We start from the raw sequence: 15716 nt of genomic DNA on the forward strand, positions 1-15716 counted from the left end.
AAGACAGACGCGCCATGACCGAAAAGTCCCCCTTCTACATCACGACCGCCATTTCCTATCCGAACGGCAAGCCGCATATCGGCCATGCCTACGAGCTGATCGCGACGGATGCCATGGCGCGTTACGAGCGGCTGGACGGGCGCGACGTGTTCTTCCTGACCGGCACGGACGAGCACGGCCAGAAGATGCAGCAGACCGCGCGCAAGGAAGGCGTCACGCCGCGTGAACTCGCCGACAGGAATTCGCAGGAATTCAAGGATATGGCGGTTCTTCTTAATGCATCGAACGATGATTTCATCCGCACCACCGAGGAGCGCCACCACGAGGCCTGCCGGGAGATCTGGCGGCGCATGGCGGCGAACGGCGACATCTACAAGGGCGGCTATGCCGGCTGGTACTCCGTGCGCGACGAGGCCTACTACCAGGAGGGCGAGACGGAGTTGCGCGACGACGGCGTGCGCTACGGCCCGCAGGGCACGCCCGTCGAATGGGTGGAGGAGGAGAGCTATTTCTTCCGCCTCTCCGCCTATCAGGACAGGCTGCTCAGGCACTACGAGGAGAACCCGGATTTCATCGGCCCGGCCGAGCGCCGCAACGAGGTGATTTCCTTCGTCAAGTCCGGCCTCAAGGACCTCTCGGTCTCGCGCACCACCTTCGACTGGGGCATCCAGGTGCCGGACGATCCGGCGCATGTCATGTATGTCTGGGTCGACGCGCTCACCAACTACGTGACCGCGACCGGCTATCTGACCGACCCCGACGGCCCGCGGGCGAAATACTGGCCGGCGAACATCCACGTCATCGGCAAGGACATCATCCGCTTCCACGCCGTCTACTGGCCGGCCTTCCTGATGTCGGCCGGCGTGCCGCTGCCCGGCCGCGTCTTCGCCCACGGCTTCCTGCTCAACAAGGGCGAGAAGATGTCGAAGTCGCTCGGCAACGTGGTCGACCCGGTGAACCTGGTCAACCATTTCGGCCTCGACCCGATCCGCTACTTCTTCCTGCGCGAGGTCTCCTTCGGCCAGGACGGCTCCTACAGCGAGGAGGGGATCGCCACCCGCATCAATTCCGACCTCGCCAACGGCATCGGCAATCTTGCCAGCCGCTCGCTGTCGATGATCGTCAAGAACTGCGACGGCAAGGTCCCCGAATGCGGCGACCTCGCGGAGGCCGACCGCGCCATGCTGGCCTCGGTCGACGCGCTGCACGGCATCACCCGCGAGGAGATGGACCGCCAGCAGATCCACCGGGCGCTTTCGGCGATCATCGCCGTCGTCTCGGAGGCCGACCGCTATTTCGCCGGCGAGGCGCCCTGGGCGCTGAAGAAGACCGATCCGGCGCGCATGGGCACCGTGCTCTACGTCACGGCGGAAGTGGTGCGGCAGATCGCGATCCTGCTGCAGCCGTTCATGCCGCAATCGGGCGCAAGGCTCCTCGACCTCGTCGCCGCGCCGGCCGACAGGCGCGACTTCGCGGCGCTCGGACCGGCGGGCCGCCTCGTCAGCGGCACGGCGCTCGAGGCGCCGACGCCGGTCTTCCCGCGCTACGTGGCGCCGGAGGCGTAACGCGCCGATGCTGATCGACACCCACTGCCATCTGGATTTCCCGGATTTCGAGGCCGAGCGCGACGCCATCGTCGCGCGCGCGCACGCGGCCGGCGTCCGGCAGATGATCACCATCTCGACGCGCGTGCGCCGCTTCCCGGCGATCCTCGCGATCGCCGAAAAATACCCGTCGGTCTTCTGCTCGGTCGGCACCCATCCGCACAATGCCGACGAGGAGCTGGACATCCCGGTCTCCGAGCTCGTCGCGCTGTCGAGGCATCCGCGCGTCGTCGCCATCGGCGAGGCGGGGCTCGACTACTATTACGACAACGCCCCGCGCGACGCCCAGGCCGCGGGCCTGCGCAACCATATCGCCGCCGCGCGCGAGACCGGCCTGCCGCTCGTCATCCACAGCCGCTCGGCCGACGAGGACATGGCGGCGATCCTGACCGAGGAGACGGGGAAGGGGGCCTTTCCCTTCCTGCTCCACTGCTTCTCCTCCGGGCCGGAGCTCGCCCGCACCGGCGTCGCGCTCGGCGGCTACGTCTCATTTTCCGGCATCCTGACCTTCCCGAAGTCGGAGGAGCTGCGCGAAATCGCGAAAACCGTGCCGCTCGAGCGCCTGCTGGTCGAGACCGACGCGCCCTACCTCGCGCCGAAGCCGTTCCGGGGCAAGCGCAACGAGCCGGCCTACGTGGCGCATACGGCGGCGGTGCTCGCCGACACGCTCGGCCTGAGCGCGGAAGAGATCGCCCGCATCACCACCGAAAACGCCTTCCGCATCTTCTCGAAGATGCCGAGGGTGTAGCCTTGGCGGTGCGGCGGCGCTTCACCATCCTCGGCTGCGGCTCGTCGCCCGGCGTGCCGCGGATCACCGGCGACTGGGGCGCCTGCGACCCGTCCAACCCGAAGAACCGCCGCACCCGCGCCGCCTTCCTGGTCGAGCAGATCGGCCCGGAGGGCCGCACCACCGTCGTCGTCGACACGGGACCGGACTTCCGCGACCAGATGATCGCGAACGGCGTCCAGTCGATCGACGCGGTCATCTACACCCACGGCCATGCCGACCATATCCACGGCATCGACGACATCCGCGGCTTCGTGCTGCAGAACCACCGGCAGGTGCCGATCTGGGCGGACGAATTCACGATGGAGCGCATCCGCGAGGGGTTCAGCTACTGCCTGAAGACGCCGCCCGGCAGCATGTATCCGCCGATCGTCACAGAGAACCTGATCGATCCCACGGACGGGCCGATCATCATCGAAGGGGCAGGGGGCGCCATCCCCTTCCAGCCGCTCGTCCAGGTGCACGGCTCGATCCATTCGCTGGGCTTCCGCGTCGGCGACGTCGCCTATTGCAGCGACGTCAGCGACTTTCCCGACGATACGCTGCCGCTGATGCGGGACCTCGACATGCTCGTCATCGACGCCCTGCAGTACCGCTACCATTCGAGCCATCTGTCGATCAGCCAGGCGCTCGACTGGATCGCGCGGCTGAAGCCGCGCCGCGCGATCCTGACCCACATGCACGTGCCGCTCGACTACGAGACCGTGGCGCGGGAGACGCCGGACAACGTCGAGCCCGCCTATGACGGGCTGAGCTTCGAGATCGAGCTGCCCGGTCAGGAGAAATAGGGTTTCAGGTTCGTCCGGATCCGCTCCAGCACCGTGGCGCCGGACAGGTCCGGCACGAAGGTCCGGCCGGTGATCCGCTCGTAGGCCTCGATATAGACCTTCGAGGTCTGTTCCACGAGCGCGCGCGGGATCTCGGGAATGGGATCGCGATAGGGATCGCAGCGCTCCGTCACCCAGGCGCGGACGAAATCCTTGTCGAAGCTCGCCGGGCGGCGGCCTTCGGCAAAGCTCTTCGCGTAGCTGTCGGCGATCCAGTAGCGGCTCGAATCCGGCGTGTGGATCTCGTCGGCAAGGACGATGCGGCCGTCCTTGTCCGTGCCGAACTCGTATTTCGTGTCGACCAGGATCAGCCCGCGCGCGGCGGCAAGTTTCTGGCCGCGGGCGAAGAGCGCCAGCGCATAGCGCGAGACGGTGTCCCATTGCGCGGCCGTCAGCAGGCCCTGGGAGAGGATCTCCGCGCCGGACAGCGGCGCGTCGTGGCCGCCGTCGAAGGCCTTGCTGGTCGGCGTGATGATCGGCTCGGGCAGCTTCTCGTTGTCGCGCAGCCCGTCGGGCAGACGGATGCCGTACATCTCGCGCTCGCCCTTACGGTATTTTGTCAGGATCGAGGTGCTGGTGGTGCCGGCGAGATAGCCGCGCACGACGACCTCGACCGGCAGGATGTCGAGCCGCGTGCCGACGACGACGTTGGGGTCGGGATAGTCGAGGACGTGGTTCGGGCAGATGTCGGCCGTTTCCTCGAACCAGTAGCGCGCCGTCTGGGTCAGGACCTGGCCCTTGAACGGGATCGACGTCAGGATGACGTCGAAGGCGCTGAGGCGATCCGTGGCGATGATGATGCGCCGGCCGTCGGGAAGATCGTAGTTCTCGCGGACCTTGCCCTTGTAGCGGTTCGGCAGTTCCGGGATATGGGCGTCGGAGAGAATGCGCAGATCGCTCATCGGCATGGCCTTCAAGATCGGTTGTCCCGCGTTCCGCTTACGGCTCGAGGCCGCGCCGGGTCAAGGCGGAAACGGCGCGGGGACCGCCAAGGCACGGATATTCCGGGGTTTCGGCATATCGGCTGGTTCCATAATCTATCTTATGCGATCTTCGTATCGGCAGGGATACATTCTATTTCCAGGTGCGACATGCCAATGATTTCAATGGCTTCGCTTTGGAGATCCTGGCATGCCCCGATGCTATTCGCAGCTCACCCTCACCGACCGTCGACGCCTGCATCGTCTCGTGGCGGCAAAAGTTCCAGTCAACGAGATGGCGCGCCAACTTGGTCATCATCGCTCGACCATTTATCGCGAGATCAAGCGCAATACGTTTCATGATCGCGAACTGCCTGACTACGACGGCTACTACAGCACAGTTGCCGACGATATCGCAAGGAACGTCGACGGCGCCTGAGGAAGCTGCGACGCCATTCGCAGTTGCGTGCCTTGGTGATCGAAAGATTGAAGGCCTATGGGTCGCCGGAGCAGATCGCAGGTCGCCTCCTGGCGGACGGCGTCAGCCTGGTCCGGATCTGCGCCGGGACGATCTATCGCTTCATCTATGGCAAGGAAGATTACGGGCTCGGCCTTTATCGCTATCTACCCGAGGCACGCCGCAAACACCGTCCGCGTGGATCGAGGAAGCCGCGCAACAGCGTGTTTCCAGCCAGCCACAGGATAGATTTTATTGGTGATCGATCCCAGTTCGGTCATTGGGAAGGCGATCTCCTGATCTTCGAACGAGAACTCGGCCATGCCAATGTCACCACCCTCGTTGAACGCAAGAGCCGCTCACGGTGATGATCAAGAACCCAAGCAGGCACTCGCGGCCGATCATGGACAAGATCGTCGACACATTCTCGCCCCTGCCATCCCTGGCACGTCAGAGCTTCACCTTTGATCGCGGCACGGAGTTTGCCGGCTTCCGGGCTCTGGAAGATGGTATCGATGCGCGCAGTTGGTTCTGCGACCCCAGCGCACCGTGGCAAAAGGCGCCGTGGAAAATGCCAACAAGCGCATTCGCCGTTTCATGCCCAGCGATACCGGCCTGGCAACCGTATCACAACGCGATCTCACCCAGCTCGCCCGCGAGCGCAACGATCAGCCGCGAAGGCACCTCGGTTACAGGATACCGGCCGAGGTATTCATGGCACATTCGCAGGAAGCGGGGTAATCCCCTACCCTCAACAATGGCATGATGCACTTGGGTTGGGTTCTCCCAGCGCCGGGCGGCACCCTCCCGCCCGGAACGGCGCCTTCCCGGCTGCCGTGCGGCCTATTCCTCGAAGCGGCTCGTGGCGTCGCGATCGTGCTCGTATCGCCGTGCGAGCGGAAACGGCGGCAGCCAGGATTCGCGGCGGACGGTCCAGCTCTCGTAGGTCGGCGTCAGCCGGTCCGGCGCGTCCAGCGAGCCGAGGTTCACCTCGACCTCGTCCGCGGTGCGCGCAAAGACGGACGAGCCGCAGCGCGGACAGAAAAACCGCCCGGCATAGTCCCGCGTCTCGCCCTCGACCGTCACCGCATCCTCGGAAAATATCGCGGAGGCGTGAAAGAGCGCCCCGTGATGCTTGCGGCAGTCGAGGCAATGGCAAAGGCCGACGCGATACGGCCGGCCCGTCGCCACGATCCGCACATTGCCGCACAGGCAGCCGCCCGTGAACCGATCCATGCTGCGCCTCCTCCATTTTCGAACGGCTGGCTGGTCTGCAATCATCCTGCCGGCGTCCAAGACAGCCTGACGTTTAGGTCAGCCGTCTCCCGGGTCAAGATGTCCTCACCGGCTTGTGATCGCCGTCCGGTGAACACTGCGGACACGATTCAGGGCCTTATTGCGCGGCCGGCGGCTTCCCATCTTCCAGCTATCGAGGCGATGACATACCGCCTCGGTCATGAGCAGAAATCAATCCAAGGTGATTATCATGAAGAAGATCGTTCTTTCCGCCGCATTCGCTCTCTTCGCCGGCTCCGCACTCGCGGCCATGCCGGTCAGCGGCATCGTTCAGTCGTATGATGCGCATACCCGCGTCATCACGTTCGAAAGCGGCAAGACCGTCGCTCTCCCGCAGGACGTCGCGGTTCCCGCGAACCTCGCGGCCGGAACCCATGCCTCCGTCGTCTTCGACGACGACGGCGACCGGGCCAACATCGTCCTGACCCGCTGAGCCCGAAAGCCCACGCGACTTTCGCCCTGAACCGGCCCGCCACCCGCAAGGATGGCGGGCCTTTCTCGTCCGCGGACGGTTTCTGCGCTAGTATCGCCGGTGCGGAGGATTCGCGCCATGACCGTTCTGCTTGCCCTGTGTTCGTGCGTATCGCTGTCCGTCGTGCCGGCGGCCTCGCCGGAGGATGCGATCCTGGCGGCGAGGGAGATCATCGGCCAGCAGATCCAGGCCTTCCTCAACGACGATCCCGCCACGGCCTATGCCTTCGCGTCGCCCGCGATCCGCGAGAAATTCCCGACCGAGGCGGGCTTCTTCGACATGGTCAGGCGCCAGTACGCGCCGGTCTACCATCCCGGCAATTTCGCCTTCGGCCGCGCGAGGCAGGATGGCGGCATGATCCTGCAGGAGGTGCTGATATCCGGCCCCGACGGGAAGGACTGGACGGCGCTTTACCAGCTTCTCCGCCAGCCGGACGACAGCTACCGGATCAACGCCATGCACCTCGTGCCGGCGGCGCCCGGGCCGGACATCTGAAACCTCAGAGCGGCGCCAGATCGCCCCTCGCCCAGGTCTCCTGCGTCTCGGCCGCGAAGTCGGCGAAGCGGCCCTCCTCGATCGCCTTGCGGATGCCGGCCATCAGGTCCTGGTAGTAGGAAAGATTGTTCCAGGTGAGCAGCATGCCGCCGAGCGACTCGTTGGCGCGGACCAGGTGGTGCAGGTAGGCGCGCGAATAATCGCGCGCGGCCGGGCAGCTCGATTCCTCGTCGAGCGGGCGCATGTCCTCGGCGTGGCGGGCGTTGCGCAGGTTGATGCGGCCGCGGCGCGTGAAGGCGAGGCCGTGGCGGCCGGAGCGGGTCGGCATCACGCAGTCGAACATGTCGATGCCGCGGGCCACCGATTTCAGGATGTCGTCCGGCGTGCCGACGCCCATCAGGTAGCGCGGCCTGTCTGCCGGCAGGTGCGGCACGGTCGTCGCGATCATGTCGAGCATGACGGCCTGCGGCTCGCCGACGGCGAGCCCGCCGATGGCGTAGCCCTTGAGGTCGAGGCCGGCGAGCGCCTGTGCCGAGCGCTCGCGCAGGCGCGCGACGTCGCCGCCCTGCACGATGCCGAACATCGCCTTGCCCGGCTGGTCGCCGAAGGCCGTCTTGCAGCGCTCCGCCCAGCGCAGCGACAGTTCCATGGCGCGCTCGATCTCGTCCGGCGAGGCCGGCAGCGCCACGCATTCGTCGAGCTGCATCTGGATGTCGCTGTCGAGCAGGCCCTGGATCTCGATCGAGCGCTCCGGCGACATGTGGTGCAGCGCGCCGTCGACATGGCTCTTGAAGGTGACGCCCTTTTCGTCGAGCTTGCGCAGCCCGGAAAGGGACATGACCTGGAAGCCGCCGGAATCGGTAAGGATCGGCCAGGGCCAGCGGATCAGCTCGTGCAGGCCGCCGAGCCGGGCGACGCGCTCCGCGCCGGGGCGCAGCATCAGGTGATAGGTGTTGCCGAGGATGATGTCGGCGCCGAGGTCGCGCACCTGGTCGAGATACATCGCCTTGACCGTGCCGACCGTGCCGACGGGCATGAAGGCCGGCGTGCGGACCGTGCCGCGCGGCATCGACACTTCGCCGCGCCGCGCCGCGCCGTCGGTGGCCAGCAGTTTGAACTGGAAGGTCTCGGTCATCGGTCGTCCCGGAAAAGCAGGCTGGAATCGCCGTAGGAATAGAAGCGGTAGCCGGTTTCGATGGCATGCGCATAGGCGCCGCGCATCGTTTCCAGGCCGGAGAAGGCCGAGACGAGCATGAACAGCGTCGACTTCGGCAGGTGGAAATTGGTCATCAGCATGTCGGCGGTGCGGAAGCGGTAGCCGGGCGTGATGAAGATGCCGGTCGCCCCCGACCAGGGCCGGATCGTGCCGTCCTCGTCCGCGGCGCTCTCGAGCAGCCGCAGCGAGGTCGTGCCGACGGAGACGATGCGCCCGCCCCTCGCCCTGGCCGCGTTGAGCGCAATGGCCGTCTCGTGCGGGACGTGGCCGATCTCCTCGTGCATGATGTGGTCGGCCGTGTCCTCCGCCTTGACGGGCAGGAAGGTGCCCGCCCCCACGTGCAGCGTCACGAAATGCCGCTCGACGCCGAGCGCATCGAGCCGTTCGAAGAGCGCGTCGGTGAAATGCAGCCCCGCGGTGGGCGCGGCGACGGCGCCCTCCTCGCGGGCGTAGATCGTCTGGTAGTCGCGCCGGTCGGCCTCGTCGTCCTCGCGCTTGGAGGCGATGTAGGGCGGCAGCGGGATATGGCCGACGGCGGCGATGGCGCGGTCGAGCGCCGGACCCGCGGCATCGAAATGCAGGGTGACCTCGCCGCCCTCGCCCTTGTCCTCGACACGGGCCGCGAGATCCTCGCCGAAGAGGATGCGGTCGCCGGCCTTGATGCGCTTGCCGGGCTTCGCGAAGGCCTTCCAGCGGTCGGCGGCGACGCGCATGTGCAGCGTGGCGGAAACCCTCTGCCCGCCCGCACCCTCCCGGCGGCGCACGCCTTCGAGCTGGGCGGGAATGACGCGCGTGTCGTTGAAGACCAGCGCGTCGCCGGGGCGAAGCAGCGACGGCAGGTCGCCGACGGTCAGGTCCTCGTAGGGCGTGTGCGCACCCGGGCGCACGACGAGCAGCCTCGCCGCCTCGCGTGGCGTCACGGGGCGCAGCGCGATGCTGTCCTCGGGAAGATCGAAATCGAAGAGGTCGACACGCATGGCGGGGCTCAGAAGACGCGGATCATCAGCGCGCCGGCGACGAGCAGCAGGGCGCCCGCGATGCGGCCGACGGAGACTTCCCGCACCGCCATGCCGAGGAAGCCGATGCGGTCGAGCAGGATGCCGGCGAGAAGCTGGCCGGAGACGGCGAAGGCCATGACGGCGGCCGCGCCGATGCGCGGGATCAGGTAGATCACGCTCGTCACGTAGATCGAGCCGAGCGCGCCGCCGACGACATAGGTCCAGACGGCCGGCACGCGCCAGTCGGGCGCCCTGCCCTCGAAGGCGGATGCGGCCGCCACGACGATCACCAGCAGGATCGTCCCCGCGAGGAAGGAGACGCAGGCGGCGGCGACCGGCATGCCGAGGCCGCGCCCGAGCAGCGTGTTGATCGGCGCCTGGATCGCGATGCATGCGCCGGCCACGACGCCGAGCAACGCCCAGAGGATTGCAGCCATGTCCAAGCTCTCGTTTGAAAAGCGCAAACAAAAACCGCGCCCGCCGGGGCGAGCGCGGTCGAAAACGCCGGTTTTCTATCAGGCCGCCACGTCGGCGGCAACCTTCATCGAGACGATCGAGTCGGGATCGCGCACGGGCTCGCCGCGCTTGATCTTGTCGACATTCTCCATGCCTTCGACGACCTGGCCCCAGACGGAGTACTGCTTGTTGAGCCAGGGGGCGTCGGTGAAGCAGATGAAGAACTGCGAATTGGCGGAGTTCGGCATCTGGCTGCGGGCCATCGAGCAGGTGCCGCGCACATGGCTCATGTTGGAGAACTCGGCCTTGAGGTCCGGCTTGTCGGAGCCGCCCATGCCGGCGCGCGCCGGGTTGAAGTGCTCGCCGCCCTGCTTGCCGAACTTGACGTCGCCGGTCTGGGCCATGAAGTCCTCGATGACGCGATGGAAGACGACGCCGTCATAGGCGCCCTCGCGCGCCAGTTCCTTGACGCGCGCGACGTGGCCCGGCGCGAGATCCGGAAGAAGCTCTATGACCACCCTGCCCTTCGTGGTCTCCATGATGATCGTGTTTTCCGGATCCTTGATCTCGGCCATGGTCTTTCTCCTGTCGCGTGAACTTTCGGATTTTCGAGATTACTTGCCGACGGTGACCTTGATCATCCGGTCGGGATCGCTGACGGCGCCGTTGGCGGCATCGTCGCCGCGCTTGATCTTGTCGACGTTCTCCATGCCCTCGACCACCTTGCCGACGACCGTGTACTGGCCGTTCAGGAAGTCGCCGGGGGCGAACATGATGAAGAACTGCGAGTTGGCGGAGTTCGGGTCCTGCGCGCGCGCCATGCCGACCGTGCCGCGCTCGAAGGGCACGTCGGAGAATTCCGCCGGCAGGTCCGGCTGGCTGGAGCCGCCCGTGCCGGCGCGCTGCGGCTGGAATCCGTCTTCCATGTCGCCGAACTCGACGTCGCCGGTCTGGGCCATGAAGCCCTCGATGACGCGGTGGAAGGCGACGTTGTCGTATTCGCCGGCGGCGGCGAGCGCCTTGATGCGCTCGACGTGCTTCGGCGCCACGTCCGGGCGCAGCTCGACGACGACCGGGCCGTCCTTCAGCTGGATGGTGAGAAAATCGCCGGACTGGGCGAAGGCCGCGCCGAGCGTGGAGGCGAGGAAGAAGGCGCCTGCGAGGGCGGTGCGGAGGATGGTCATGAGGGCTCCTCAGGTTTCGGGTGAACGGGCTCAGCCCTTGCGGCGGGCTTGCAGGGCCTCGAAGACGGGCGTCGGGACGAAGGACCGGACATCGCCGCCCATCGCCGCGATCTGCCGGACCAATGTGGCGGTAATGGGCCGCGAGGCGGTGCCGGCCGGCAGGAACACGGTCTGCACGTCGGGCGCCATCTGCTGGTTCATGCCGGCCATCTGCATCTCGTAGTCGAGGTCCGTGCCGTCGCGCAGGCCCCGGATCAGCAGGCTCGCGCCGTTTTCCCGCGCGGCATCGACGGCGAGCCTGTCGAAGGAGACGACGTCGATGTCGCCGGCGCGCGCGGGCAGCGCCTCGGCGAGCGAGCGGCGGATGAGGTCGGCGCGCTCCTCGAAGGTAAAGAGCGGCACCTTGCCGGGATGGATGCCGATCGCGACGACCACCTTCGGCGCCACGGCCAGCGCCTGCACGAGCACGTCGACATGGCCGTTGGTGATCGGATCGAAGGAGCCCGGATAGAAGGCAATGGTCATCGGCTGCGTCCCGTTTGCCGCCTTGTGTCACGGACCGCCCTTTTCCGCAAGAGCGGGCGGCCGGCCACCGCGCTCTGTCCCCCGCTGCAAGAAGATGAACGCCGCATGAACGGCCCGTTCAAGACCATTTCAGCCGCGCCATGTCTAGATGCAAGCATCGGGGGCCGGAACAAAGACCACGCTTGCGCATTGTACCGGTCGACAACGGCAGACCAAGTATCGCGTTTCCTCAGGCTGGAAGGAAAACAACAATGGCACTCGCTCTTCTCTGCATGACGATGTTCATCGTTCTCACCGCCGCGACGCTCAATGCGCTGCGCGAAGAGGCCCGTCCCGCGGCCCCGAAGGCCGCCGCCCGCGGCAAGTGGCTGCGCTGAACGGAGAAGGCCCATGGCCGCGATCACCATTCTCGCCATGCTGTTCATCAGCATCGTCTTCACGGTCGATTTCCTGCGCGCGATCGATGAGATCCGCCGCGACCGGGCCGAGCTGAAGGCGCAGTGGCGAAAGACGAAAGCAGGCGGCTTCAGCGTCTGAGCATCGTTCCGGCCGGGCGGAAACGCCCGGCGCCGCGCGAATGCAGAGAAACGGACGCTCCCTTGCCGCCGTTCAGCGGGTAGCCTTCCCTCCGGGCTACCCGCGCCCACCGAGAAGCCGGACGGTCGTTCCCTGCCCGTCCGGCTTTTCCATGTCCAGCGGCCGCCGCGCCCGTCCTTGTCATGGAACGCCGATCGTCCTATTCTCCGTCCGCTGCATTCGACGGATCCTGCGGGGGACAGGGGAATGAACAACCCGAAACTGGTCGCAGTCGTGAGCGGCGTCGCCGCACTCTTCCTCGCATATTCGATTTTCGGCGCGACCGAAGCGCCCGGGACCGCCGTCAGCGCGATGAACTGGGTGTTCTTCATCCTCGCGCTCGTCGCATGCGCCGGCTCCCTCTACAAGATTAGCCGGGGAGACTGAGCGCGGCGCGCAATCCGGCTCCGGCATGTCCCGATGGAGGATGGAATGAAGAGGCCTCTTGCATGCGGCGCCCTTGCCGTGTCCGTCCTTGCCGCAGTTCCCCTGCCCGCCGCGGCGGACGAGGAGGTGCTTCGGGCGATGTTCTCGCTGATCGCCTCGCAACCGCCGTCGCATCCGGTTCCGGGACGCATCGTCAACGGCAGCATCGTCATCGAGAACCGGTCCGGCGACGCATCCTTCGTCGGCGTGTTCGCGCCCGGGCCGGGCCTTTGCATCGTGCGCCTTCACAGCATCCGGCAATCGAAGACCGGCTGGGCCGAATCCGGGACCGTGGCGTTCGATTTCACCAAGGTCAAAAGGGTGCGTTGGCTATCGGAAACGGACGATCCCGGCTCCGCGCCCTCGCGGTCGGCGGAGGCCCAGGACGTGCGGCTCGTCGCCATCGACGGCGAAACGCCGTGGGTCTGCCGCGACATCGTCAATCTGGCGGCGGAAAGGCCCGCATACGACTCGACCTGCTACAAGGCCTGGACGGTGTCCGTGCCGACGCCCGAGGACAGGATCGCCGCCGCCGGGGCGATCCAACGCGTCGAGAAATCCTGCGTCAGCGCGAGGCAATAGCCCGCCCTTGCCCCGGCAGAGGCGAGCGGCCTATTCCTCGGCCGCCGTCTCCTCGCCGCCGTTTTCGCCGTTCTCGCCCTCGTCATCGCCTTCCGGCTCGCTGATGCGCTCGACGGAGACTACCTTCTCGTCCCTTGCGGTGGAGAAGATCGTGACACCCTTGGTGGCGCGGCTGGCGATGCGGATGCCGTCGACCGGCACGCGGATCAGCTGGCCGCCGTCGGAGACGAGCATGATCTGGTCCGTGTCCTCGACCGGGAAGGCGGCGACCAGTTCGCCGATCTCGCCGGTCTTCGACGTGTCGGTGGCGCGGATGCCCTTGCCGCCGCGGCCGGAGGTGCGGAAGTCGTAGGAGGACGAGCGCTTGCCGAAGCCCTTCTCCGAGACCGTCAGCACGAACTGCTCGCGCGCCTTGAGATCCTGGTAACGCTCCTCGGAGAGCTCGCCCATCTCGCCGACCTCCTCGCCGACAAGCGCGATATCGTCCTCGTCGACGCCGCTCGCGCGCCGCTCGGCCGCGGAGCGCTTGAGGTAGGCGGCGCGCTCCCACGGCTCGGCATCGACATGGCTGACGATGGTCATCGAGATGATGCGGTCGCCGGCGCCAAGCGAGATGCCGCGCACGCCGACCGAGTTGCGGCCGGCGAAGACGCGCACGTCGTCGACCGGGAAGCGGATGCACTGGCCGAGCGCGGTCGTCAAAAGCACGTCGTCGCGCTCCGTGCAGGTCTCGACGTTGAGGATCTCGTCGCCCTCCTCTTCCAGCTTCATGGCGATCTTGCCGTTGCGGTTGACCTGCACGAAGTCGGAGAGCTTGTTGCGGCGCACGGTCCCGCGCGTCGTCGCGAACATGACGTCGAGGTTTTCCCAGGTCGTCTCGTCCTCTGGCAGCGGCAGGATCGTGGTGATGCGCTCGCCCGGCGTGAGCGGCAGCATGTTGATCAGCGCCTTGCCCTTCGACTGCGGCGTGCCGATCGGCAGGCGCCAGACCTTCTCCTTGTAGACGATGCCGCGCGAGGAGAAGAACAACACCGGCGTGTGCGTGTTGGCGACGAAGAGGCGGGTCGCGAAATCCTCGTCCTTCATGGCCATGCCGGAGCGGCCCTTGCCGCCGCGCCGCTGGGCGCGATAGGTGGCGAGCGGCACGCGCTTGACGTAGCCGGCATGCGAGACGGTGACGACCATGTCCTCGCGGGCGATCAGGTCCTCGTCGTCCATGTCCGGGCCGCCGTCGGCGATCTCGGTGCGGCGCGGCGTGCCGAACTCGTCGCGGATCGCGCCGAGCTCGTCCTTGACGATGGTCATGATGCGCAGGCGCGAGGAGAGGATGTCGAGGTAATCCTTGATCTCCTCGCCGATCTTGTTGAGTTCCTCGTCGATCTCGTCGCGGCCGAGCGCGGTGAGGCGGGCAAGCCGCAGCTCGAGGATGGCGCGGGCCTGTTCTTCCGAGAGATTGTAGGTGAGGTCCTCGTTGATGCGGTGGCGCGGATCGTCGATGAGGCGGATCAGCGCCTCGACGTCCTTCGCCGGCCAGCGGCGCTCCATCAGCTGCTCGCGTGCCGTCTGCGGGTCGGGCGCGCGGCGGATGAGGTTGATCACCTCGTCGATATTGGCGACGGCGATGGCGAGGCCGACCAGGACGTGGGCGCGGTCGCGCGCCTTGCGCAGCAGGTACTTCGTGCGGCGGCTGACGACCTCCTCGCGGAAGGCGACGAAGGCGCGCAGCATGTCGAGCAGCGTCATCTGCTCCGGCTTGCCGCCGTTGAGCGCCACCATGTTAGCGCCGAAGGAGGTCTGCAGCGGCGTGTAGCGGTAGAGCTGGTTGAGGATGACCTCGGCGTTGGCGTCGCGCTTCAGCTCGATGACGACGCGGTAGCCCTCGCGGTCGGACTCGTCGCGGAGATCCGAGATGCCCTCGATGCGCTTCTCGCGCACCAGCTCGGCCATCTTCTCGATCATCGTCGCCTTGTTCACCTGGAACGGGATCTCGGTGATGATGATCTGCTCGCGGTCGCCGCGCATCGGCTCGATGCGGGCGCGCCCGCGCATGATGATCGAGCCGCGGCCGGTCTCGTAGGCCTGGCGGATGCCGGCGCGGCCGAGGATCAGCGCGCCGGTGGGGAAGTCCGGCCCCGGGATGATCTGCATCAGGTCGATGAGGTCGATCGCCGGATTGTCGATCAGCGCGATGCAGCCATCGATGACCTCGGAGAGATTGTGCGGCGGGATGTTCGTCGCCATGCCGACGGCGATACCGCCCGCGCCGTTGACGAGCAGGTTCGGGAACTTCGCCGGGATGACGACCGGCTCGGAGAGCGTGCCGTCGTAGTTGTCGCGGAAGTTGACCGTCTCCTTGTCGAGGTCGTCGAGCAGCGAATGGGCGGCCTTCTCCAGCCGGCATTCCGTGTAGCGCTGCGCCGCCGGCGGGTCGCCGTCGACGGAGCCGAAATTGCCTTGGCCGTCGATGAGCGGCAGGCGGAGCGACCAGTCCTGCGCCATGCGGGCGAGCGCGTCGTAGATCGCGGCGTCGCCGTGCGGATGGTACTTACCCATCACGTCACCGGTGACGCGGGCCGACTTGACGTATTTCTTGTTCCAGTCGACGCCCATCTCGCTCATCGAGTAGAGGATACGCCGGTGCACGGGCTTGAGCCCGTCGCGCACGTCCGGGAGCGCGCGGGAGACGATCACGCTCATCGCGTAATCGAGATAGGACCGCTGCATCTCCTCGATGATGGAAATGGGCTCAATGCCGGGAGGGTTCTTGCCGCCGGGGGTCGATTGCTCTGTCAATGTCAGTCACGATCTTCGTTCAGAATCAGTTGCAAATTTATAGCCTACCCCGCCTGTGAGCGCCAATTTCGCGGAGGGTTTTGAACAGGCTTTTCACGAGGA

General features: G+C 66.6%; 18 protein-coding genes and 1 pseudogene. 10 read left to right on the top strand and 9 right to left on the bottom strand.

Annotated elements, in window-relative coordinates; all coding sequences use genetic code 11:
* Nucleotides 1-14 precede the first annotated feature (14 nt).
* Genes metG through NNZ72_RS18200 form a run of 3 tightly spaced genes read left to right on the top strand, consistent with a single transcriptional unit; the run spans nt 15 to nt 3179 of the window.
* Complete coding sequence (gene metG, locus NNZ72_RS18190; RefSeq protein WP_257316909.1) at nt 15-1565, top strand: methionine--tRNA ligase; 1551 nt, start codon at nt 15-17, stop codon at nt 1563-1565.
* Nucleotides 1566-1572: 7 nt separating this feature from the next.
* A complete protein-coding gene (locus NNZ72_RS18195; protein WP_257316910.1) occupies nt 1573-2352 on the top strand; it encodes a TatD family hydrolase in 780 nt (259 codons plus the stop codon).
* A 2-nt stretch (nt 2353-2354) separates the two neighbouring features.
* Nucleotides 2355-3179 carry an MBL fold metallo-hydrolase gene (locus NNZ72_RS18200; RefSeq protein WP_257316912.1) on the top strand — a complete coding sequence of 275 codons (825 nt, stop codon included), beginning with the start codon at nt 2355-2357 and terminating at the stop codon, nt 3177-3179.
* Here the strand turns inward: NNZ72_RS18200 and NNZ72_RS18205 are convergent.
* On the bottom strand, nt 3167-4111 hold the full coding sequence (locus NNZ72_RS18205) for a phosphoribosylaminoimidazolesuccinocarboxamide synthase (RefSeq protein ID WP_257316958.1): 945 nt from the start codon (nt 4109-4111) through the stop codon (nt 3167-3169). The genes NNZ72_RS18200 and NNZ72_RS18205 overlap by 13 nt on opposite strands.
* 238 nt (nt 4112-4349) lie before the next feature.
* Between NNZ72_RS18205 and NNZ72_RS18210 the strand changes: the two are divergent.
* A pseudogene (locus NNZ72_RS18210) lies at nt 4350-5336 on the top strand (IS30 family transposase).
* A 102-nt stretch (nt 5337-5438) separates the two neighbouring features.
* Here NNZ72_RS18210 and NNZ72_RS18215 read toward each other — a convergent pair.
* Nucleotides 5439-5831, bottom strand: coding sequence for a GFA family protein (locus NNZ72_RS18215; RefSeq protein ID WP_257316913.1), 393 nt, complete (start codon nt 5829-5831; stop codon nt 5439-5441).
* A 250-nt stretch (nt 5832-6081) separates the two neighbouring features.
* Here NNZ72_RS18215 and NNZ72_RS18220 point away from each other — a divergent pair, with 250 nt between their 5' ends.
* Nucleotides 6082-6324, top strand: coding sequence for a hypothetical protein (locus NNZ72_RS18220; RefSeq protein WP_257316916.1), 243 nt, complete (start codon nt 6082-6084; stop codon nt 6322-6324).
* A 108-nt stretch (nt 6325-6432) separates the two neighbouring features.
* Entirely contained in the window at nt 6433-6858 is a 426-nt protein-coding gene (locus NNZ72_RS18225) for a DUF4864 domain-containing protein (RefSeq protein WP_257316959.1), read from the top strand.
* A 4-nt stretch (nt 6859-6862) separates the two neighbouring features.
* Here the strand turns inward: NNZ72_RS18225 and tgt are convergent, their stop codons facing one another.
* From tgt to coaD, 6 genes are all read right to left on the bottom strand, one after another.
* Nucleotides 6863-7993, bottom strand: coding sequence for a tRNA guanosine(34) transglycosylase Tgt (gene tgt / locus NNZ72_RS18230; RefSeq protein ID WP_257316921.1), 1131 nt, complete (start codon nt 7991-7993; stop codon nt 6863-6865).
* Entirely contained in the window at nt 7990-9051 is a 1062-nt protein-coding gene (gene queA, locus NNZ72_RS18235; RefSeq protein WP_257316922.1) for a tRNA preQ1(34) S-adenosylmethionine ribosyltransferase-isomerase QueA, read from the bottom strand. Before queA ends, tgt begins: the two co-directional genes overlap by 4 nt.
* Nucleotides 9052-9059: 8 nt before the next feature.
* Nucleotides 9060-9509 carry a DMT family transporter gene (locus NNZ72_RS18240; protein WP_257316923.1) on the bottom strand — a complete coding sequence of 150 codons (450 nt, stop codon included), beginning with the start codon at nt 9507-9509 and terminating at the stop codon, nt 9060-9062.
* A gap of 78 nt (nt 9510-9587) precedes the next feature.
* Nucleotides 9588-10103 (bottom strand): peptidylprolyl isomerase, encoded by a 516-nt coding sequence (locus NNZ72_RS18245; RefSeq protein WP_257316924.1) that lies wholly within the window; start codon nt 10101-10103, stop codon nt 9588-9590.
* Nucleotides 10104-10142: 39 nt separating this feature from the next.
* Nucleotides 10143-10712, bottom strand: a complete 570-nt coding sequence (locus NNZ72_RS18250; RefSeq protein WP_257316925.1) for a peptidylprolyl isomerase — start codon at nt 10710-10712, stop codon at nt 10143-10145.
* A 30-nt stretch (nt 10713-10742) separates the two neighbouring features.
* Nucleotides 10743-11237, bottom strand: a complete 495-nt coding sequence (gene coaD / locus NNZ72_RS18255) for a pantetheine-phosphate adenylyltransferase (RefSeq protein ID WP_257316926.1) — start codon at nt 11235-11237, stop codon at nt 10743-10745.
* 251 nt (nt 11238-11488) lie between these two features.
* On the opposite strand from coaD, the gene NNZ72_RS18260 reads away from it, so the two are divergent.
* The 4 genes from NNZ72_RS18260 (at nt 11489) to NNZ72_RS18275 (ending at nt 12821) form a co-directional block, all read left to right on the top strand.
* A complete protein-coding gene (locus tag NNZ72_RS18260) occupies nt 11489-11614 on the top strand; it encodes a hypothetical protein (protein ID WP_257316927.1) in 126 nt (41 codons plus the stop codon).
* Nucleotides 11615-11627: 13 nt separating this feature from the next.
* A complete protein-coding gene (locus tag NNZ72_RS18265) occupies nt 11628-11774 on the top strand; it encodes a hypothetical protein (RefSeq protein ID WP_257316928.1) in 147 nt (48 codons plus the stop codon).
* A 246-nt stretch (nt 11775-12020) separates the two neighbouring features.
* The gene (locus NNZ72_RS18270; protein ID WP_257316931.1) at nt 12021-12200 is read left to right on the top strand and encodes a hypothetical protein; all 180 of its coding nucleotides are present in this window, start codon (nt 12021-12023) and stop codon (nt 12198-12200) included.
* A gap of 45 nt (nt 12201-12245) precedes the next feature.
* Nucleotides 12246-12821, top strand: coding sequence for a hypothetical protein (locus tag NNZ72_RS18275; protein ID WP_257316934.1), 576 nt, complete (start codon nt 12246-12248; stop codon nt 12819-12821).
* Nucleotides 12822-12851: 30 nt separating this feature from the next.
* Here NNZ72_RS18275 and gyrA read toward each other — a convergent pair whose 3' ends face one another.
* Nucleotides 12852-15614: a DNA gyrase subunit A gene (gene gyrA, locus NNZ72_RS18280; protein ID WP_257316935.1), complete on the bottom strand. Its 2763-nt coding sequence runs from the start codon at nt 15612-15614 to the stop codon at nt 12852-12854.
* Between the last annotated feature and the right edge of the window lie 102 nt (nt 15615-15716).

The organism is Shinella pollutisoli, assembly GCF_024609765.1.
Classification (GTDB): domain Bacteria; phylum Pseudomonadota; class Alphaproteobacteria; order Rhizobiales; family Rhizobiaceae; genus Shinella; species Shinella pollutisoli.